The 18,781-nt window shown below is 66.4% G+C and carries 15 protein-coding genes and 2 pseudogenes; 12 read left to right on the top strand and 5 right to left on the bottom strand.

Going from position 1 to position 18,781, the window contains the following annotated elements; genetic code table 11:
• Positions 1–43 precede the first annotated feature (43 nt).
• From A5906_RS32240 to A5906_RS32215, 5 genes are all read left to right on the top strand, one after another.
• On the top strand, positions 44–2,380 hold the full coding sequence (locus A5906_RS32240; RefSeq protein WP_080139181.1) for a Tex family protein: 2,337 nt from the start codon (positions 44–46) through the stop codon (positions 2,378–2,380).
• A gap of 272 nt (positions 2,381–2,652) precedes the next feature.
• Positions 2,653–3,171 carry a hypothetical protein gene (locus A5906_RS32230; RefSeq protein ID WP_080139179.1) on the top strand — a complete coding sequence of 173 codons (519 nt, stop codon included), beginning with the start codon at positions 2,653–2,655 and terminating at the stop codon, positions 3,169–3,171.
• A gap of 100 nt (positions 3,172–3,271) precedes the next feature.
• Positions 3,272–3,964, top strand: a complete 693-nt coding sequence (locus tag A5906_RS32225) for a response regulator transcription factor (protein ID WP_080139178.1) — start codon at positions 3,272–3,274, stop codon at positions 3,962–3,964.
• Positions 3,951–5,033 carry a sensor histidine kinase gene (locus A5906_RS32220; RefSeq protein WP_080139177.1) on the top strand — a complete coding sequence of 361 codons (1,083 nt, stop codon included), beginning with the start codon at positions 3,951–3,953 and terminating at the stop codon, positions 5,031–5,033. The genes A5906_RS32225 and A5906_RS32220 overlap by 14 nt, the downstream gene beginning before the upstream one ends.
• A gap of 29 nt (positions 5,034–5,062) precedes the next feature.
• Positions 5,063–6,304 carry an amidohydrolase family protein gene (locus tag A5906_RS32215; RefSeq protein ID WP_245327028.1) on the top strand — a complete coding sequence of 414 codons (1,242 nt, stop codon included), beginning with the start codon at positions 5,063–5,065 and terminating at the stop codon, positions 6,302–6,304.
• Between the two features lie 10 nt (positions 6,305–6,314).
• Here the strand turns inward: A5906_RS32215 and A5906_RS32210 are convergent, their stop codons facing one another.
• A complete protein-coding gene (locus A5906_RS32210) occupies positions 6,315–6,686 on the bottom strand; it encodes a response regulator transcription factor (protein ID WP_080139175.1) in 372 nt (123 codons plus the stop codon).
• On the bottom strand, positions 6,683–7,549 hold the full coding sequence (locus tag A5906_RS32205) for a S1C family serine protease (protein ID WP_080139174.1): 867 nt from the start codon (positions 7,547–7,549) through the stop codon (positions 6,683–6,685). The genes A5906_RS32210 and A5906_RS32205 overlap by 4 nt, the downstream gene beginning before the upstream one ends.
• A 192-nt stretch (positions 7,550–7,741) precedes the next feature.
• On the opposite strand from A5906_RS32205, the gene A5906_RS32200 reads away from it, so the two are divergent.
• The 3 genes from A5906_RS32200 (at position 7,742) to A5906_RS32190 (ending at position 12,079) form a co-directional block, all read left to right on the top strand.
• Positions 7,742–8,707 (top strand): VOC family protein, encoded by a 966-nt coding sequence (locus tag A5906_RS32200; RefSeq protein ID WP_080139173.1) that lies wholly within the window; start codon positions 7,742–7,744, stop codon positions 8,705–8,707.
• A 56-nt stretch (positions 8,708–8,763) separates the two neighbouring features.
• Positions 8,764–9,639: a dihydrodipicolinate synthase family protein gene (locus A5906_RS32195; protein ID WP_080139329.1), complete on the top strand. Its 876-nt coding sequence runs from the start codon at positions 8,764–8,766 to the stop codon at positions 9,637–9,639.
• A 118-nt stretch (positions 9,640–9,757) separates the two neighbouring features.
• A complete protein-coding gene (locus A5906_RS32190) occupies positions 9,758–12,079 on the top strand; it encodes a xanthine dehydrogenase family protein molybdopterin-binding subunit (protein ID WP_080139172.1) in 2,322 nt (773 codons plus the stop codon).
• A 209-nt stretch (positions 12,080–12,288) separates the two neighbouring features.
• On the opposite strand, the gene A5906_RS32185 is transcribed toward A5906_RS32190, so the two are convergent.
• The 3 genes and pseudogenes from A5906_RS32185 to A5906_RS32175 all read right to left on the bottom strand — a co-directional run bounded on the left by A5906_RS32185 (position 12,289) and on the right by A5906_RS32175 (position 15,502).
• Positions 12,289–13,485, bottom strand: a complete 1,197-nt coding sequence (locus tag A5906_RS32185; protein ID WP_080139171.1) for an acyl-CoA dehydrogenase family protein — start codon at positions 13,483–13,485, stop codon at positions 12,289–12,291.
• A 15-nt stretch (positions 13,486–13,500) separates the two neighbouring features.
• A pseudogene (locus A5906_RS32180) lies at positions 13,501–14,557 on the bottom strand (acyl-CoA dehydrogenase family protein); the annotation flags it as partial.
• A gap of 90 nt (positions 14,558–14,647) precedes the next feature.
• The gene (locus A5906_RS32175; protein ID WP_080139170.1) at positions 14,648–15,502 is read right to left on the bottom strand and encodes an enoyl-CoA hydratase; all 855 of its coding nucleotides are present in this window, start codon (positions 15,500–15,502) and stop codon (positions 14,648–14,650) included.
• 164 nt (positions 15,503–15,666) lie between these two features.
• Between A5906_RS32175 and A5906_RS32170 the strand changes: the two genes are divergently transcribed.
• The 4 genes and pseudogenes from A5906_RS32170 to A5906_RS45480 form a co-directional block, all read left to right on the top strand.
• A complete protein-coding gene (locus A5906_RS32170; RefSeq protein ID WP_080139169.1) occupies positions 15,667–16,269 on the top strand; it encodes a LemA family protein in 603 nt (200 codons plus the stop codon).
• A gap of 198 nt (positions 16,270–16,467) precedes the next feature.
• On the top strand, positions 16,468–17,358 hold the full coding sequence (locus A5906_RS32160; RefSeq protein ID WP_080139168.1) for a TPM domain-containing protein: 891 nt from the start codon (positions 16,468–16,470) through the stop codon (positions 17,356–17,358).
• A 2-nt stretch (positions 17,359–17,360) separates the two neighbouring features.
• Positions 17,361–17,858: a TPM domain-containing protein gene (locus A5906_RS32155; protein ID WP_080139167.1), complete on the top strand. Its 498-nt coding sequence runs from the start codon at positions 17,361–17,363 to the stop codon at positions 17,856–17,858.
• 524 nt (positions 17,859–18,382) lie between these two features.
• Positions 18,383–18,781, top strand: a pseudogene (locus A5906_RS45480) (hypothetical protein); the annotation flags it as partial.

The following is an 18,781-nucleotide window of genomic DNA, read 5'->3' as shown; positions in this document are numbered from 1 at the left end:
GTGGTTCGCCCTGCGTCGCGTGCTAGGATAGAGGAATTCTCGCGTGGCAAATATCAACCAGAAGATTGCGCAGGAGCTTGGGGTCCGGGCGGAGCAGGTCGAGGCGGCGGTCACGCTGCTCGACGGCGGCGCCACGGTTCCCTTCATCGCCCGCTACCGCAAGGAAGCGACCGGTGCGCTCGACGACGCGCAATTGCGGACCCTGGAGGAGCGCCTAGTCTATCTGCGCGAGCTCGAAGACCGCCGCAAGGCCATCCTCGAATCGGTCCGCGAGCAGGGCAAGCTCGATGCCGCACTCGAAGCCACCATCATGGCCGCCGACAGCAAGGCGCGGCTCGAGGACATCTATCTGCCGTTCAAGCCGAAGCGCCGCACCAAGGCCGAGATCGCCAAGGAAGCCGGCCTCGAGCCGCTCGCCAATCAGCTCATGGCCGAGCCGGGCAACGATCCGAAGGTCGTGGCCGAAGGCTTCATCAACGCCGAGAAGGGCGTTGCCGATGCCGCCGCCGCGCTCGACGGCGCCCGCGCCATCCTGGTCGAACGCTTCGACGAAGACGCCGACCTGATCGGCGCGCTTCGCGAGGAGATGTGGACCAACGCGCGCATGGCCTCCAAGGTGCGTGACGGCAAGAAGACCGAGGGCGAGAAGTTCGCCGACTATTTCGATTTCTCCGAGCCGCTGACCAGGCTGCCCTCGCACCGCATCCTCGCGATGTTCCGCGGCGAGAAGGAAGAAATCCTCGACCTGCAGATTCAGCCTGAGGCTGAGGCGCCGCCGCCGGGCGTGCCCAGCGCCTATGAACTGAAGATCATGAAGCGCTTCGGCATCGCCGACCTCAAGCGCGCCGGCGACCGCTGGCTGATCGACACCGTGCGCTGGGCCTGGCGCACCAAGATCCAGGTGCATCTCAACATCGACCTGCGCATGCGGCTGTGGAACTCGGCCGAGACCGAGGCCGTGCGCGTGTTCGCCTCCAATCTGCGCGACCTGCTGCTGGCGGCGCCGGCCGGCACCCGCGTCACGATGGGGCTCGATCCCGGCTATCGGACCGGCGTCAAGGTCGCGGTGATCGATGCGACCGGCAAGGTGGTCGACACCACCGCGATCTATCCGCACGAGCCGCAACGGCAGTGGAACGAGTCGCTGGCAACCCTCGGCCGGCTCGCGATGAAGCATCGCGTCGAGCTGATCGCGATTGGCAACGGCACCGCCTCGCGCGAGACCGACAAGCTCGCGACCGAGCTCGTCAAGGGCCTCAGTGATCTGAAGATGCACAAGATCGTGGTGTCGGAAGCCGGCGCGTCGGTCTATTCGGCCTCGGCCTTCGCCTCGGAGGAGCTGCCCGGCCTCGACGTCACGCTGCGCGGCGCGGTCTCGATCGCGCGGCGCCTGCAGGATCCGCTTGCCGAGCTCGTCAAGATCGAGCCGAAGGCGATCGGCGTCGGCCAGTATCAGCACGACCTCGGTCAGGCCAAGCTCGCCAAGTCGCTCGATGCCGTGGTCGAAGACTGCGTGAACGCGGTCGGCGTCGACGTCAACACGGCCTCGGCGCCGCTGCTGGCGCGCGTGTCCGGCGTCGGCTCGGGCCTTGCCGCAAGCATCGTGGCGCATCGCGACGCCAACGGCCCGTTCAAGTCGCGCAAGGCGCTCAAGGACGTGCCGCGGCTCGGCCCGAAGGCGTTCGAGCAGTGCGCGGGCTTCCTGCGTATCCTGGGCGGCGAGGACCCGCTCGATGCCTCCGGCGTGCACCCCGAAGCCTATCCGGTGGTGCGCCGGATTCTCGAGGCGACCAAGAGCGATATCAAGGCGCTGATCGGCTCCAGCGAGATCGTGCGTACCTTGAAGCCGAAGGATTTCGTCGACGAGACTTTCGGACTGCCGACCGTCACCGACATCCTGCGCGAATTGGAAAAGCCCGGCCGCGATCCGCGTCCGGCATTCAAGGCCGCGGTGTTCAAGGAAGGCGTCGAGGAGATCAAGCATCTCCAGAAGGGCATGATCCTCGAGGGCACCGTGACCAACGTCGCCGCCTTCGGCGCCTTCGTCGACATCGGCGTGCACCAGGACGGCCTCGTCCACATCTCCGCGATGTCGAAGAACTTCATCAAGGATCCGCGCGAGGTGGTGAAGCCCGGCGACATCGTCAAGGTGAAGGTGCTGGACTTCGAGGTCGCCCGCAAGCGCATCTCGCTGACGCTGCGGCTCGACGACGAGGTCGGCGCCAAGAAGGATGCGCCCGGCATGCAGCGGGACAACGGCTCGCGCAACGCCAGCCGCATGACATCGTCCGCGCCGCGCAAGCAGGAATCCTCCGGCGGCGGCGCGCTCGCGGAAGCCATGCGCAGGGCTGCGGAGAAGAGCAACGGGAAGCGGGCGTGACGTTTCTTACCTCTCCCCGCTCTTTGCGGGGGGAGGTCAGATCGCGCCCTATCCCAGTCGTCATTGCGAGCGCAGCGAAGCAATCCAGAATCCCTCCGCGGAAAGACCCTGGATTGCTTCGCTGCGCTCGCAATGACGAGGGGAGAGCTCCGCTTCCCTAACTTCCGCGTCAGAATCTGGCGCATTTGTAAGTTGAAGGCGCCCGCCCATTCTCCTCATCTGATCGTCCTCGTGCGGCGCGCTGATCGCCGCACTGCAAGGAGGACGTTTCAATGAACAGCAGGCTTCTCAAAGGCCTCACCGCGGCGACGCTCGCTGCGATGATGGCGCTCGCTTCACCAGTGCTCGCCCGTGGCGGGATGGGTGGTGGAGGTCACGGCGGCTTCGGCGGTGGTGGCCATGGCGGCTTTGGCGGCGGTGGCCACTTCGGTGGTGGCGGCATGCATGTCGGGGGCGGCGGCATGGGTGGCGGGGGCATGCGATTTGGCGGGATGGGCGGCGCTCATTTCGGCGGTGCCCGCTTCGTCGGTTCGCCAATGGCCGCCCGCGCCGCCATCGGACCCCGCTTTGCCGCAGCTCCGCTGGCGACTCGCGCCGCCTTTGGACCACGGTTTGCCGGCACGGGCTGGCACGGCAGGTCCTTTATCGGCCGCCACGCCTTCTTCCGGCACCACCATCGCTTCTTCTTCGGAGCACCGTTCGTCTACGCCAGCTACTATGACGGCTGCTGGCGCAGGAGCTGGACGCCCTGGGGATGGCAATGGGTCAATGTGTGCGGAGACTATTGGTAGTTGTATCACCAAACCGCACCATTGTCGCGATCGCCATCTGGCTGTTCCGCCTTGCCCCGGAACGGGATAGTCTGGTGGCGATCGTCGCGCGGAGTTTTGCATGACCGGAGGTCACCGCCGCATCCTGGTCGTCGAGGACGATCCGGAAACCGCAGGCCAGCTCGTCGAGGAATTGACGACCTCGGGCTACGACGTCGATCTCGCCGCCACCGGGCGTGAGGCCCTCAGCCAAGGCGCAGCGCGCGACTATGCCGTGATCACCATCGACCGCATGCTGCCCGATATCGACGGCATCACCGTGATGCGCCAGTTGCGCGACGACGGCATTGCTTCCCCCTTCCTGATCATCTCCGCGCTCGGCGAGGTCGACGATCGCGTCCGGGGCTTGCGCGCCGGAGGCGACGACTATTTGGTCAAGCCGTTCTCCTTTGTCGAGCTATTGGCGCGCCTGGAGGCTCTCGGCCGGCGCAGCGAAACCGTCGCCAAGGAGACGGTCCTGCGTGTCGGCGACCTCGCCGTCGATCTGATCACACGGGCTGCCTTCCGCCGCGGCCGCAAGATTCCGCTGCTGCCGCGGGAATTCCAGCTGCTCGAATATCTCGTCCGCAACGAGGGCCGTGTCGTCTCCCGCGCGATGCTGCTCCAGCACGTCTGGGACCTGCATTTCGATCCCTCCACCAACATCATCGACGTCTATGTCGGCCGCGTTCGCCGCAAGGTCGACGATGCCCAGGCCTATCCGCTGATCCATACCATCCGCGGCATCGGATATTGCCTCCGTGCTCCTGGCTAAGACGCTCCGCTCCTCGACCTTCCGCCTGGCGCTGATCGCGATTGCGGCATTCGGGCTGATCGTCGCGGCGATCATGGCCTACGTCTATGTTGGAACGCTGGCCTATGTGGAGCGCCGGCTCGGCACTGCCGTCGATCACGATGGCTTCACCGGCATGATCGAGCTCGCGATGGTCGCGGTCGCCGTGCTGCTTCTCGTCCTCGCCGGCCTTGCGGCGGTGCTGGTGACACGGCGCACCGTCGGCCGGATCGAGGAGATCAACGCGACCAGCCGTGCCATCATGCTGTCCGGCCTCGACAGGCGCATCCCCTTGCGCGGCAGTCACGACGAGTGGGACCGCGTCGCCGAAAACCTCAACCAGATGCTCGACCGCATCGAGACGCTGATGGGCGAGGTCAAGCAGGTCAGCGACAACGTCGCTCACGATCTGCGCACGCCGCTGACGCGCATGCGCGGCCGGCTGGAGAAGGCCTATCACACCCCGCGCAACAGCGAGGCCGATGCGGCGCTGATCGGCGACACCATCGCCGATCTCGATGCCGTGCTCGGCATGTTCGCTTCCATCACCCGGATCTCGGAGATCGAGACTCGTGCCCGCCGAAGCGCCTTTCGCGCGCTGAACTTGACCGAAATCGCCGGCGAGGTCGTCGAGCTCTACGATGCTGCCGCCGAACAGGTCGCAACCCGCCTCGGTCTCGACGGTGACCGTGAGGTCGCGATCACCGGCGATCGCGACCTGCTGTTCGACGCCGTCGCCAATCTCGTCGACAACGCGATCAAGCACGGTCGGCCCGGTGGGCAGGTGACGGTAACCTGCCGCAGCGCCGATGGCGGCCCGCTGATCGCGATCGCCGACGACGGACCGGGTATTCCCACTGAAGCGCGCGATCACGTCTTCAAGCGCTTCTACCGGCTCGAGCAGAGCCGCTACACGCCGGGAAACGGCCTCGGCCTCAGCTTAGTTGCCGCGGTCGCGCGCCTTCATGGCGCCGAGATTACGCTGCATGACAATGCGCCGGGCTTGACGGTCCAGCTCCGGTTTCCGCGTCCCGGCACCCAACTTGCATGATCGCCCTGGTATCGAGTGGAAGTCCTGCAATGTCTCGCCAGCCAGACCTCGTCGTCACAAACGCCCGCACGCGCAGCCGCGAGATCGTCGACATTGCAATCACCGATGGCGTGATCACCGCGATCGGCAGCCGGCTGGAGACCGCTGCCCAATCCTTCGTCGACGCCAAGGGCGGCCTGGTTGCGCCCGCCTTCGTCAATCCGCATCTCCACCTCTGCAAGGTCTGGACCCTGCCGATGATGTCGGAGGCGGCATTGGAGGCCTATCAGGGCGGCGGCATGAGCGAGGCGGCGAAGGCGGTCGAGCTCGCTGCGGTGGTGAAGAACAATTACGACGCGTCATGGATCGTCCCGAACGCGCGGCGCGCGGTGGCGCTCGCCGCGCTCCACGGCAACCTCCACATCCGCGCCTTCGCCGATGTCGACACCAAGGCCCGGCTCGAGGGCATCAAGGCGCTGCTCGCCGTCCGCGAGGAATTTCGCGGCATCGTCGAGATCCAGGTCGTTGCGTTCCCACAGGATGGCCTCTTTCGTGAGCCCGGCGCATGCGACCTGATGCGCAAGGCGATGGCGCTCGGGGCCGACGTCGTCGGCGGTATTCCCTGGATCGAGGCCGACGAAGAGGACATGCGCCGCCATGTCGCGTTCTGCTTCGACCTTGCGGCCGAGCACGGAGCCGATGTCTCGATGCTGCTGGATGACGTCGGCAACGCAAATATGCGTACCCTCGATATGATGGCACGCGCGGTGATCGCCCGCGGCGTCGAGGGACGGGCGCTCGCGCATCACTGCCGGGCGATGGCACTCTATCCCGACAATTACCTCCGCGAATTGCTCGGGCTGCTCGGAAAGGCCCGCGTCAGCGTCGTGAGCAATCCCCACAACGGCCCGCTGCATGCGCGCGTGAAGGAACTCCTGGCCGCCGACATCAATGTCTGCCTCGGTCAGGACGACATCTCCGACGCTTACTATCCGCTCGGCCGCAACAACATGCTGGAAGTGGCGTTCCTCGCCTCGCACCTGCTCTGGATGACGGGAAAGAGCGAGTTCGAGACGCTCTACGACATGATCACCACGCGCGCCGCTGCGGCGATGAACCTGGAACGCTACGGCCTCGGGCTCGGCTGCGCGGCCAATCTCGTCGTGCTCGAGCAGGGCGATATCACCGAGGCGCTGCGTTTCCACAGCCCGCCGCGTGTCGTCATCGGCCGAGGTCGCGTCGTCGACATCGACCGCATGCGCGCGCTGGCGCAGATGGCTGCCCGCGATTGATCCACACAGCTCACAGTTCGATCACGCCGCGCCGCGCCGCATGCGCCACCGCATCGGTGCGCCCGGTCGCATCCAGCTTGTCGAGCAGCGAGCCGACATGGAATTTCACGGTGTGCACGGAGATGCCGAGCTGACGCGCGATCATCTTGTTGGAGGCGCCCTCGGCCATCAGCGCCAGCACGTCGAGCTCGCGCTGCGTCAGCGCGATGTCCTCGGGCATGCTGCGCGCGTCGCGGGCGACGACCGTCGCGGCGGCCCGCTCGCCGGGCGTGGCGAGGCGAAGCCCGGCGACATTGCCGAGCAGTGCCGTCAGGCGATCGGCCAGCGCAGGATCGTCGATCTCCAGGGCGAGCACGACCTCGGCCGTGTTGTCCCCGCTCACGCCTCCGGCCTTTCGCCGACCGTGACCTTGAAACTGACCGGCTCGCCGCCGCGCCGCACCGCGACATCGACCACGGCACCGACGCTCGCAGGACCCAGCGTCCGCGACAGCGCGCGCACGCCGGACAGCTTCTGGTCGTTGACCGCGACGATCACGTCGCCCTGTCGGATGCCCGCAGCGGCCGAAGGACCGGCCTTGTCGACACTCATCACCATCGCGCCGATGCCGTCGTCGAGGCGTACCGGCTGGAGCCCGAGGCCGAGATATCCGCGGGCGATGTGGCCGCGCGCCTCGAGTTGCGGCGCGATACGCTCGATCGTCGCGGTCGGAATGACGAGCACTCGCCGCGGCCCGAGCACGGCCATGCCGAAGGCGTCGCCCGATGCGTCAAGCGCCAGGCCGCCTTGCTGGCTTTCGCGCAGGCGAACGTCGAGCTCGATCCGGGCATCGATGTCGCCGCCGCGCAGGGAGCGCCAGCTCTTGCCGGATGCCGATACCATTCCGAGCGCGGCGCTCGGTGTCTCGCGGTGGGTAGCGACCACGATCGACAGTGCGCCCAGCGGCGGGACTGTTGCGGCCAGCTTGGCCGGCGCGAGCGCGATGTCGGCGCGGAGCAGCGCGATGTCGGTCGTGTGGTCGCGGCCGGTAATCGTGGCGGCGGCCCGGCTGCCGTCGGCCAGCCCGATCTCGACCTCGCCCTCATCGGCCAGTGCCTCGTCGGCGGTGATGATCAGGCCACTCTTCCAGACGAAACCGGTGGAGCGGGAGCGGTGCGAATGCACGGAGACGACGGAAGGCGCGGTGCGCGCCACCAATTCCGCGAACGCGGAGGACAGCGAGGACAGGGGACTGGAATCGGTCATGGCGGGCTCCTGTAAGTTGTCCTCAATCTGGGATGCCGCGGGCGATTGCGAAACTGGCCGGGTGGCCAGGAAAGGGGCAGGCCTCCGTAGCATCACGGCCGACGAACATGTGATTGGGAGCCCCTCACGGGAACGTGTAGCAATCCCGCAATTGCGCCCTGTGGCCTTAAGGATTTCAGCGAGCCTCGACCAATGACCATCGATCTCACCCGCCGCACCCTGCTTCAACTCGCCGGCGTCACCTCGCTCGCGATGGCGGCCGCAGCGGCGGCGCGTGCCGAGGGCAACCCGCAGGGCGGCGGACCGACCTATGCCAGCCGCACGCCGATGCGGATCGGCATGGTGACGCTGCGGGTGAGGAATCTTGATACGGTTGCCGACTATTATCGCGACGTGATCGGGCTCACCGTGATGGAGCGCTCGGCGACTGCAGCGAAGCTCGGCACGGCCGGCATCACGCTGCTGGTGCTGGAGGCCCGTCCCGATGCCGCGATCGAGCCGAGCACTGCCGCCGGCCTCTACCACACCGCCTTCTTGATGCCGACCCGCAAGGACCTCGCACGCTGGCTGGTACACGCGGCCTCGCATCGCGTGAAGCTGTCTGGCTTTGCCGATCACCTCGTCAGCGAATCCGTCTATCTCGACGATCCCGAAGGCAACGGCATCGAGGTCTATGCCGATCGCGATCCCTCGCAATGGCAGTGGAGCGAGGGCAGCGTGAAGATGGCGACCGACGAGCTCAACATTCCCGACCTGTTGTCGCTGACCAACACGCGCGTCCCTGATTATGCCAAGGCGCCGGACGGACTACGCGTTGGCCACATGCATCTGCGTGTCGGCGATCTCGCGCAAGCCGAGAGCTTCTATCACGGCACCGTCGGTCTCGACCCGACCCGCAAGCGCAACGGCGCGGCGTTCCTGTCGTCGGGCCGCTATCACCATCACCTCGGCATGAATGTCTGGCAGAGCCAGGGCGCCGGTCAGCGCGCCGATTCCACCACCGGTCTCGCCTGGTTCTCGCTGGTGATGACGAAGCAGGAGCTGCTCGCCGCGCAGGAAGAGCGCCTGCGCAAGAGCGGTGTGAAGGTCACGGCGCTTTCCGACGGTTTGGAGGCGGTCGATCCCTGGGGCACGCGGGTGCGCTTGCTCAAGATTTGATCGCCGGGGCGGGCGTTGGTAAGACCTCTGGGGTGCCTGCCTCCGGAGCCCTCGACATGTCCGAATTCCATGGCGTCTTCCCCTACCTCGTCTCGCCCGTTAGTCCCGACGGCACGGTGCGGACGAGCGTGCTCGCAAAGCTCTGCGACGATTTGATCGGCGCCGGCGTGCATGGATTGACGCCGCTCGGCTCGACCGGCGAGTTCGCCTATCTCAATGCCGCCCAGCGCAGCGCGGTCGTGCAGACCTCGATCGAGGCCGCGAAGGGCCGCGTGCCGGTCGTGGCCGGCGTCGCCTCCACCTCGACCGCGGATGCGGTGGCGCAGGCACGGGCCTATCAGAAGCTCGGCGCCAACGGCATCCTCGCGATCCTGGAAGCCTATTTCCCGCTCACTGACGCCCAGGTCGAATCCTATTTCCGCGCCATCGCGGACGCCGTGGACGTTCCCGTCGTCATCTACACCAATCCGCAATTCCAGCGCTCGGACCTCACCCTCGACACCATCGCGCGGCTCGCCGAGCATCCGCGTATCGGCTACATCAAGGACGCCTCGACCAACACGGGCCGGCTGCTCTCGATCATGAACCGCTGCGGCGATGCCTTGCGCGTGTTCTCGGCCTCCGCCCACATCCCCGCCGCGGTGATGCTGATCGGCGGCCTCGGCTGGATGGCGGGACCTGCCTGCATCATCCCGCGCCAGAGTGTCGCGCTCTACGACCTCTGCAAGGCCGGCCGCTGGGACGAGGCCATGGCGCTCCAGCGCCGGCTGTGGCGCATCAACGAAGCCTTCGCCCGCTTCAACCTCGCCGCCTGCATCAAGGCCGGCCTTGCGATCCAGGGCTACGACGTCGGCGATCCCGTCCCGCCGCAGGCCGCGCTGACGACTGATGCGCGCAAGGTCGTGGAGGCGGCGCTGCGGGAGCTGGCCTAGCGTCCCCGGGGCATGACAAATCCATGGTCCCGCCGCCTAAAACCGCGGCTGGCATGCCCCTGATCGATCCGCTAAAAGGCTGCCCGCAGTTTCGAAAAGACCCTGAGGACTCCACGGAATGAATATCCTTCCCGGCAATTTGCGTTTCGGAGCGGGCCAGCCCGTCAAGCGTTTGGAAGACCAGCGGCTGCTGACCGGGAAGGGGCAATTCATCGACGACAAGCCGGAAGACGGCGCGCTGTGGTTGCATGTGCTGCGCTCGCCGCACGCGCACGCGAAGATCGTCTCGATCGACACCAGCGCCGCGGCGGCGATGCCCGGCGTCACCGCGATCTACACCGGCGCCGACCTGGTCAAGGACGACATCGGCTCCATCCCGACCTTGAGCATCTTCAAGCGGCCCGACGGCAAGCCGATGACGGTGCCGCCGCGCCGCCTGCTCGCCCATGAGGTCGTGCGCTATGCCGGCGAAGCGGTGGCAGCCGTGGTGGCGGCGTCCCGCGCCGAGGCGCAGAGCGCGGCTGAGGCGATCGTGGTCGAATACGACGTGCAGCCGGCGGTGGTCGATCCGGTCGAGGCGGTGAAGCCCGGCGCGCCCGTGGTGTGGCCGGAGGCGCCCGACAACATTGTCGGCGCGATGGCTTACGGCGATGCCGCCAAGGTTGAAGAGGCTTTCGCCAAGGCCGCGCACACCGTCGAGCTCGATCTCGTCAGCCAGCGCCTCGTGCCCTCCGCGATGGAGCCGCGCTCGACCATTGCCGAGATCGACAAGAAGACTGGCCGCCTGCTCCTGCACGTGCAGTCGCAGACGCCGGCTTCGACCCGCGATGTGCTGGCGGAAGCCGTGCTCAAGCGTCCCAAGGACAGCGTCCGCGTGCTGGTCGGCGACATCGGCGGCGGCTTCGGCCAGAAGACCAATCTCTATCCGGAAGACGGCATCGTCGCCTATGCCGCGACCAAGCTGAGCAAGAAGATCCGCTGGCGCGGCGACCGCACCGACGAGTTCGTCGGCGGCACCCACGGCCGCGATCTCACTTCGACGGCGTCGTTCGCACTGGATGAGAAGGGCAAGGTGTTGGCCTATCGCGTCAGGTCGATCGGCTGCACCGGGGCGTACTCCTCGGGTGCCGCGAACATCATTCCTCTGGTACTCGGCCCGTTCGTGCAGACCGGCGTCTACGACCTGCCGCTGGTGCATTTCGAGGTGCAGTCGGTGATGACCCACACCGCGCCGGTCGGCGCTTATCGCGGCGCCGGCCGTCCCGAGGCCGTCTTCATCGTCGAGCGTCTCTTTGATGCCGCCGCGCGAAAAATCGGCATGGACCCGCGCGCGATCCGCAAAGCCAACTACATCAAGCCGGCGCAGCTGCCCTACACCAATGCGGCCGGGCAGGTCTATGATTCCGGCGCCTTCGCGCACATGCTCGACCGCGCCGTGAAGCTCGCCGACTGGGACGGCTTTGCCGCGCGCAAGAAGGCGGCCAAGAAGAAGGGCCTGCTCTACGGCCGCGGGCTCACCTCCTATATCGAATGGACCGGCGGCCGCGCCCACACCGAGAAGGTCAGCCTGCACGCGACCTCGCAGGGCCGAGTCGTGCTGCATTCCGGCACCATGGCGATGGGGCAGGGGCTGCAGACCACCTACACCCAGATGCTTTCCGACTCGCTCGGCATTCCCCTGGACAAGATCGAAATCGTCCAGGGCGACACTGATCTGGCCATGGGTTTTGGCAGCGTCGGCTCGCGTTCGCTGTTCGTCGGCGGCACCGCGGTTGCGGTTTCCTCCAACGACCTGATCCAGAAGGCGCGCGAGAAGGCGGCCAACGTGCTGGAGACCTCGGTCGAGGACATCGAATACCAGGGCGGCATGCTCACCGTGGTCGGCACCGACCGCCGCATCAGCCTGTTCGATCTCGCGGAGAAGGAGAGCGGTGCCAAGCTCAGCGTGGATTCGGAAGGTGAGGTGGACGGGCCGAGCTGGCCGAACGGCACCCATATCTGCGAGGTCGAGATCGACCCCGAGACCGGCGTGTCCAAGGTCGTGCGTTACACCACCGTCGACGACGTCGGCGTTGCCGTGAACCCGATGCTCGTTACCGGCCAGATCCACGGCGGCGTCGCGCAGGGCATCGGCCAGGCGCTGTATGAGGGTGTCTCCTACGACGCCGACGGCCAGCTCCTCACGGCGAGCTACCAGGATTACTGCATCCCGCGCGCCGACGATGTTCCGCCGATCTTGGTGACGCTCGACGACACCGCACCCTGCCGCACCAATCCGCTCGGCGCCAAGGGCTGCGGCGAATCCGGCGCCATCGGCGGCCCTCCTTGCGTCACCAACGGCGTGATGGACGCGCTCGCCGAGCTCGGCATCACCCAGCTGAACACGCCCCTGACGCCGCAGAAGATCTGGCAGGCGATCAGGGACGCGAAGGCGGGTTAGGCGCGGGTCATTGTTGCGCAGGCTATTGCGCCAAACTCAGCTCGTCGTCCCGGGGCGCGCAAAGCGCGAGCCCGGGACCCATAACCACAGGGGAGGTTGCCGCGCGAAGCTGGTCACTCCGAGTCCCCCTCACCACATCTCCCTGTGATGGGTCCCGGATCTGCGCTTCGCTTGTCCGGGACGACACCGTGTGTGGTGCGCTTATGCCCTCAAATCCCCAGCATCATCTTCGCAATAATGTCGCGCTGGATCTCGGACGTGCCGCCGAAGATCGTGTAGGCCCGGCCGTTGAGATATTCCGGCACCACCGTCAGCATGTCCTCCGGGATCGCCGGCTCGTGGTTGAGCTTGTAGAGCGGGCGCATCGGCTCGACCGCGAGGGCGTCATGGCCGATCACGTCGGCCCCCAGCCGGGTCACCGCTTGCCGGATCTCGCTGTTGCGCAGCTTCAGGATCGACGACACCGCACCGGGATTCTGCCCGGTCTGCAGCGCCGAGAGCACGCGCAGCTCGGTCATCTCCAGCGCGTCGATGTCGACTTCGACCTCGGAGATGCGCGTGGCGATGTCAGGGCTGTCGATCGCGCGGCCCGTCAAATCGGATTCAGCAAGATCCGCGATCGCCTTCAGCCCCTCGCGCAGCTTGGCTGACGCGATGCCGGAACCGCGCTCGAACTCGAGCAGGTATTTGCCGTAGGTCCAGCCCTTGCCCTCCTCGCCGACGCGGTTGGCGACGGGCACGCGGACGTCGTCGAAGAACACCTGGTTGACCTCGTGGTCGCCGCCGATGGTGAGGATCGGGCGCGTGGTGATACCTGGCGTCTTCATGTCGATCAGGATGAAGCTGATGCCGTCCTGCTGCCGCGGCCCGTCGCTGGTACGCACCAGCGCGAACATGCGGTTGGCGTGGTGGGCATGCGTGGTCCAGATCTTGGTGCCGTTGATGATGTAGTCGTCGCCGTCGCGCACCGCGCGCGTCTTCAGTGAGGAGAGGTCGGAGCCGGAGCCCGGTTCGGAGTAGCCCTGGCACCAATAGTCTTCACCTGAAAGGATCCGCGGCAGGTAAAAATTCTTCTGCTCTGGGTTGCCGAAGCCGATGATGACGGGCCCGACCATCTTCACGCCCATCACGTTGACGTTCGGCACGCCGGCCCGCGCGCTTTCGGTTTCAAAAATCCAGCGCTGCGCCGGCGTCCAGCCCGGCCCGCCATATTCGACCGGCCAGCCGGGCGCGCCCCACCCCTGCCTGTGCAGCGCACGCTGCCACGCCATGCCGATGTCGGGGTCGGAGAACACCGACGGCGTCAGCGCGGTGGCGCGCTTCATCTCCTCGGTGAGGTTTTTGGCGATGAAGCCGCGCACCTCGCTCTGGAAGGCGCGCTCCTCGGCATTGAACGTGAGGTCCATGATGCGCTCCCTGTGTCAGGCCGTGCGGCCGAGCTGCGCGTGGCGGCCGTAGTGATGCGCGCTGCCGCCGAACAGCGTGTCGAAAGCTACCAGCCGCTTGAAATAGGCGCCGACCTCGAGCTCCTCGGTGACGCCCATGCCGCCGTGAAGCTGGATCGACTGCTCGCCGACGAAGCGCGCGCATTTGCCGATCTTCGCCTTCGCACCCGACGCGGCACGCGCCCGTTCGACCGGCGCAGCATCCACTTTCAACGCGGCCCGCAGCGCCATCGAACGCGACTCGTCGACCTGCATCGCCATGTCGGCGAGGCGGTGGCGGATCACCTGGTTGGCCGAGAGCGGCCGGCCGAACTGCTTTCGGATCTTGGTGTATTCGAGCGTGGTGTCCAGCAGCGTCTGCATGATGCCGACGGCTTCCGCGCCTAACGCGGCCATGGTGCGATCAACGGCCCATTCGATCGCGGGTAGCGCGTCGTGGCCGTCGCCGAGCAGCGCGTCCTCTGGCAGGTGCACGTCGGCGAGGTCAATGTTGCAGGCGCGCCCGCCGCCAAGGCGGGGATAGTCGGAGATGACAAGGCCTGGCTCCGTTGCCCGCACCAGGAACAGGCCGATCCGCCCCGAGGGACCGTGATGATCATGGATCAGCGCGGAGACGATGATCTCATCGGCGGCATGCCCGTCGAGCACGGCAATCTTGCTGCCGGCAAGTCGCCAGCCCTGCGCCGTCTTGTTGGCGGCGGTCGCGACCTTGGCGAGATCGAACCGTGCCGCGCGTTCGGAATGCGCAAAGGCGAGCTTCAATGATCCGTCGGCGATCTTGGGCAGGCTCGCCTGTTTCTGCGCCATGCTGCCGCATCTGTCGATCAGGGAGGCTCCGAGGACGATGGTCGCGACATAAGGCTCGGACACCAGCCCGCGACCGAAGGCTTCCATCAAAATGCCGATCTCGACCGCGCCGCCGCCGAGCCCCCCGAACTCTTCGGGAATCGGCAGCGCCAGCCAGCCGAGCTCGGCGAACTGCTTCCAGACATCAGGGCTGTAGCCGAGCGGATCGTTCGCCATCCTGCGGCGGNNNNGTCGGCATCGTAGCTCTCCGCCACGAAACGCTCCGCGCTTTCGCGGAGCAGCCGCTGCTCGTCACTGAGGTTCAGGTCCATCGCATCTACTCCGCGGCCGCCGGCGGCTTGCGCACGGAGGGATGCAGGCCGGATGGATCGACGATCATGCCGAACTCCTGAAGATTGTGGGCGTGGCAGAGCTGATGCAGCGCAAAGGCCTGGTCGATCGCGGCGGGCTGGCCCATCACGTCGACCGAGCGGTTCACCGCCTCCTTGGTCAGCTTCAATGCGAAGGACGGCTTTGACGCGATCCGGCGCGCCAGCTCCAGCACGCGCGAAGGCAGCTCCGCGCGCGGAACGACCTGGTTGACCATGCCGAGATGATGAGCTTCCTGCGCGCTCCAGCTGTCGGCGGTGAACAAAAATTCCTTGGCCTTGCGCGGACCGAGCTCCCAGGGATGCACGAACCATTCGACGCCGCAGACGCCCATGGTGACCACGGGATCGCAAAACTGCGCATCGTCACTGGCGACGATCAGGTCGCAGGCCCACGCCAGCATCAAGCCGCCGGCGATGCACTTGCCGTGCACCTCGGCGATGGTCGGTTTTGCGAGATTGCGCCAGCGCCGCGTGATCTGGAGGTAGATCTCCTGCTCACGCGCGAAGCGGCCGTGAGCATTGGGTTCAGCGAAGCCGCCCCAATTTCCGATCGGCGGAAAATCCGCGCCTGCAGCGTTCTTGCCGCCGGGTCGCAGATCGTGGCCGGACGAGAAATGCGGCCCGCTGCCGGCAAGGATGATGACCTTGACCGCATCGTCCTGCACCGCCGCATCGAAGGCGGCGTTGAGGTCGTAGGTCATCTGCAGGTTTTGCGCGTTGCGCGCCTCAGGCCGATTCATCACGATCCGGGTGATCGCCGGCTCCGGCCGCTCCACGAGGATGGTCTCGAACGAGGACATCGCGTTTCCCCTGGTGTTTTCGTTTTGTTGCCGAGAGTTGACTATGTCGCCCGGAGATAGGCAAGGGGCTTGCGTCAGTCGGCTGCTTTTCGCGTCTCCAAGACGTCTGGCGCCTTGCGCGCTCAATCTGGTAGTTTGCACGAGATTCCACCGGGAGAAATTTAATGCGCAAGATCCTGACCGTGCTGGCAGCGCTGGCCTCGCTGAGCCTGACCAATTGCGGCTACAACGCGATCCAGAGCGAGGACGAGCAGATCAAGGCCAACTGGTCCGAGGTGGTGAACCAGTATCAGCGACGCGCCGATCTCGTGCCCAACCTCGTCAACTCGGTGAAGGGCTTTGCCCAGCAGGAGAAGGACGTGCTGCTCGGGGTCACCAATGCCCGCGCCAAGGTCGGCAGCATCCAGGCAACGCCGGAGGTGCTGAACGATCCCGCAGCCTTCCAGAAATTCCAGGCCGCCCAGGGGGAGCTCTCCAGCGCGCTCTCGCGCCTGCTGGTGGTCACCGAGAACTATCCGCAGCTGAAGTCGGACGCGCTGTTCAAGGACCTGATGTCCCAGCTCGAGGGGACCGAGAACCGCATCACGGTGGCGCGCAACCGCTACATCAAGGCGGTGCAGGACTATAACGTCACCATCCGCTCGTTCCCGACCAATCTCACCGCGATGACGTTCGGCTACAAGGAAAGGCCGAACTTCTCGGTCGAGAACGAGAAGGAGATCTCGACCGCGCCGAAGGTGGATTTCAACTCGGCGCCGTCGAAGTAGCCGCGTTCGGCACAGATGCGCGCCCCACCCACCGCCGTCATTCCCCGCGAAAGCGGGGAATCCAGTACGCCGCGGCTTCTCCGTGGTCCTCTGGCGTCTCTGGAATACTGGATCGCCCGGTCCCGGCTCCGCCAAGGGCTTCGCCGGGCACCTTGGTATCGGGCCGGCGAAGCGTTAGCGAAGACGGCAAGCCGGGCGATGACACTGAGTGTGTGGTTCGCCATTGCACTCCTCCTCGCCTTCGCCGTCCCCGCCTCCGCCGACGTCGCCGTTCCCCAGCTCACTGGCCGCGTCGTCGACCAGACCGGCACGCTCTCCAGCGGCGACATCGCCGCGCTCTCGCAAAAGCTGCGCGACTTCGAGGCGCGCAAGGGCAGCCAGATTGCGGTGCTGATCGTGCCGACCACGCAGCCGGAGACGATCGAGCAGTACTCGATCCGAGTCGCGGACGCCTGGAAGATCGGTCGCAAGAAGATCGACGACGGTGCGATCCTCGTCGTCGCCAAGAACGACCGGCATTTGCGGATCGAGGTCGGCTACGGCCTCGAAGGTGCGCTCACCGACGTCACCGCGCGGCGCATCATCGACGAGATCATCACGCCGAAATTCAGGAGCGGCGATTTTGGCGGCGGCATCACCGATGGCGTCGAGCGCATGATGCGGGTGATCGACGGTGAGCCGTTGCCGGTTCCTTCGCCCACCGTGAACTTCGGAAGTCTCGACGACCTCGCGCCGCTCTTCATCGTCACGTTGTTCGCCTCGGTGAGCGTGGGCGGTTTCTTCCGTGCCGTGTTGGGGCGGTTGCTCGGATCGTTCGTGACCGGAGGCATCATCGCAGCCTTGACCTGGTTCATTCTCGGATCTTTCGCACTTGCCGCCGCGCTGGGTGCTCTCGGCTTCATCATCGGATTCGTCGCCGATCTGTTTTCGGTCATCACGCCGGGCACGGGCCGCTCGCGCGGCGGCCCCTGGTCGAGCGGCTCCTCGTCCGGCGGTTGGAGCAGCGGCTCGTCGAGCAGCAGCGACAGCGGCAGCTTCAGCGGCGGGGGCGGCAGCTTTGGCGGCGGCGGCGCCTCGGGGAGCTGGTAGTCATGAGCCTCAAACGCATTGCCAGGCATCTCGTGCAGCATCATTGGCGGGCCAGGCAGATCTTCCCGCAAGCCGTGCTCGACCGCATCGAACAGACGATCCGGCAGGGCGAGGCCACCCATTCCGGCCAGGTCCGATTCGTGGTCGAAGGCGCGCTCGACGGGCGGCCCCTGTTCCGCAACCAGCCGGCGCGCGAGCGCGCGCTCGACGTGTTCTCGCATCTGCGCATCTGGGATACCGCGCACAACAACGGCGTCCTGATCTATCTCCTGCTCGCCGACCGCGACGTCGAGATCATCGCCGATCGCGGCATTGACGCGAAGGTGGGCGCGGCAGGATGGGAGAGCATCTGCCGCGCGATGGAGGCCGAGTTCGCCTCGGGCCAGTTCGAGCGCGGTGTGATCGCCGGCATCGCGGCGGTGTCGAGTGAACTGGCCAAGCACTTTCCGCCGCAAGGCCCGCATGCGAATGAACTGCCGGATGCGCCGGTGGTGATGTGACGAACCGTGATGTGTGCGGAGCGGGCGCCGCTCTCTCCGTCATTGCGAGGAGCCCTTGCGACGAAGCAATCCAGACCGTCCCCGGGGAAAAACTCTGGATTGTTTCGCTGCGCTCGCAATGACGGCGCGCGACTCTCTCACCGTCACCCTGAGGTGGCCGCTTCTTCAGCGGCCCTCGAAGGACGACGGCCCGGCTGCTGCAGCTCGGCCGTTCATCCTTCGAGGCTCTCCATGAGGCGCGGTGCGCCCGATGGTTCGCACCTCCAGCGACAACGGCTTCGCCGTTGCGCGGGGATGACGGGATGAGATTTGCACCGTGGGACGCCCGGTTGCGCGGCCGTTCATCTTGCCGCGGTTACAAATTGTTTCACACCCGCCACACCGGTTCCACTTTCCCGGCCAATTTCAGCCCCGGATGAGTTCCTAAAATTTCGGTAAGCGGGTCCGAAGGTAAGGATTTCGCAAGCAATGAAAGTTACCAAAAGGTCAATCCAGACTGGAGTATTTGAGCCGTGAGCGAACCAATGCCCGAGCAGGCTGCCCAGGATAACGGCGTCGTCGAAGCCGCGGCGACCGCGCCGCAGGCTGACGAGGCTGCCGGGATCGAGGCCCCCTCGATCGCCCCCGACCACGAGGCGCCGCCCAAGCCCGACCCGGTCAAGGTCGAGTCCCCGCGGATCGAGGTGCCGAAGTTCGAGCCCAAGGTGGAGCCCAAGGTGGAGCCCAAGGCTCCATCGACGTCCGAGCCGAAGCTCGGCAAGCTCATCGTGATGCCGCCTGCCGACCGCGCCTGGGACCGCGAGGAGTTTGCCCCGCATGTGAAGACCGACGAGCCGCGCGACTCCGGCAGCAAGCGTCGTCTGTCGGCGATGGCCGCCGTGGTGGCGATTGCGGCGAGCGTCGGCGCGATCAGCGGCGCGCTC

This window comes from Bradyrhizobium sacchari (assembly GCF_002068095.1).
In the GTDB taxonomy this organism is placed as follows: Bacteria; Pseudomonadota; Alphaproteobacteria; order Rhizobiales; family Xanthobacteraceae; genus Bradyrhizobium; species Bradyrhizobium sacchari.
Note: the sequence above shows the minus strand (reverse complement) of the source record. Positions and strands in the feature narration are given on the sequence as shown.

Coding starts and splice junctions, on each gene's coding strand:
- A5906_RS32230 (WP_080139179.1), top strand. CDS start 2,653: ATGAACAGCAGGCTTCTCAAAGGCCTCACCGCGGCGACGCTCGCTGCG.
- A5906_RS32225 (WP_080139178.1), top strand. CDS start 3,272: ATGACCGGAGGTCACCGCCGCATCCTGGTCGTCGAGGACGATCCGGAA.
- A5906_RS32215 (WP_245327028.1), top strand. CDS start 5,063: ATGTCTCGCCAGCCAGACCTCGTCGTCACAAACGCCCGCACGCGCAGC.
- A5906_RS32205 (WP_080139174.1), bottom strand. CDS start 7,549: ATGACCGATTCCAGTCCCCTGTCCTCGCTGTCCTCCGCGTTCGCGGAA.
- A5906_RS32200 (WP_080139173.1), top strand. CDS start 7,742: ATGACCATCGATCTCACCCGCCGCACCCTGCTTCAACTCGCCGGCGTC.
- A5906_RS32195 (WP_080139329.1), top strand. CDS start 8,764: ATGTCCGAATTCCATGGCGTCTTCCCCTACCTCGTCTCGCCCGTTAGT.
- A5906_RS32190 (WP_080139172.1), top strand. CDS start 9,758: ATGAATATCCTTCCCGGCAATTTGCGTTTCGGAGCGGGCCAGCCCGTC.
- A5906_RS32185 (WP_080139171.1), bottom strand. CDS start 13,485: ATGGACCTCACGTTCAATGCCGAGGAGCGCGCCTTCCAGAGCGAGGTG.
- A5906_RS32175 (WP_080139170.1), bottom strand. CDS start 15,502: ATGTCCTCGTTCGAGACCATCCTCGTGGAGCGGCCGGAGCCGGCGATC.
- A5906_RS32170 (WP_080139169.1), top strand. CDS start 15,667: ATGCGCAAGATCCTGACCGTGCTGGCAGCGCTGGCCTCGCTGAGCCTG.
- A5906_RS32160 (WP_080139168.1), top strand. CDS start 16,468: ATGACACTGAGTGTGTGGTTCGCCATTGCACTCCTCCTCGCCTTCGCC.
- A5906_RS32155 (WP_080139167.1), top strand. CDS start 17,361: ATGAGCCTCAAACGCATTGCCAGGCATCTCGTGCAGCATCATTGGCGG.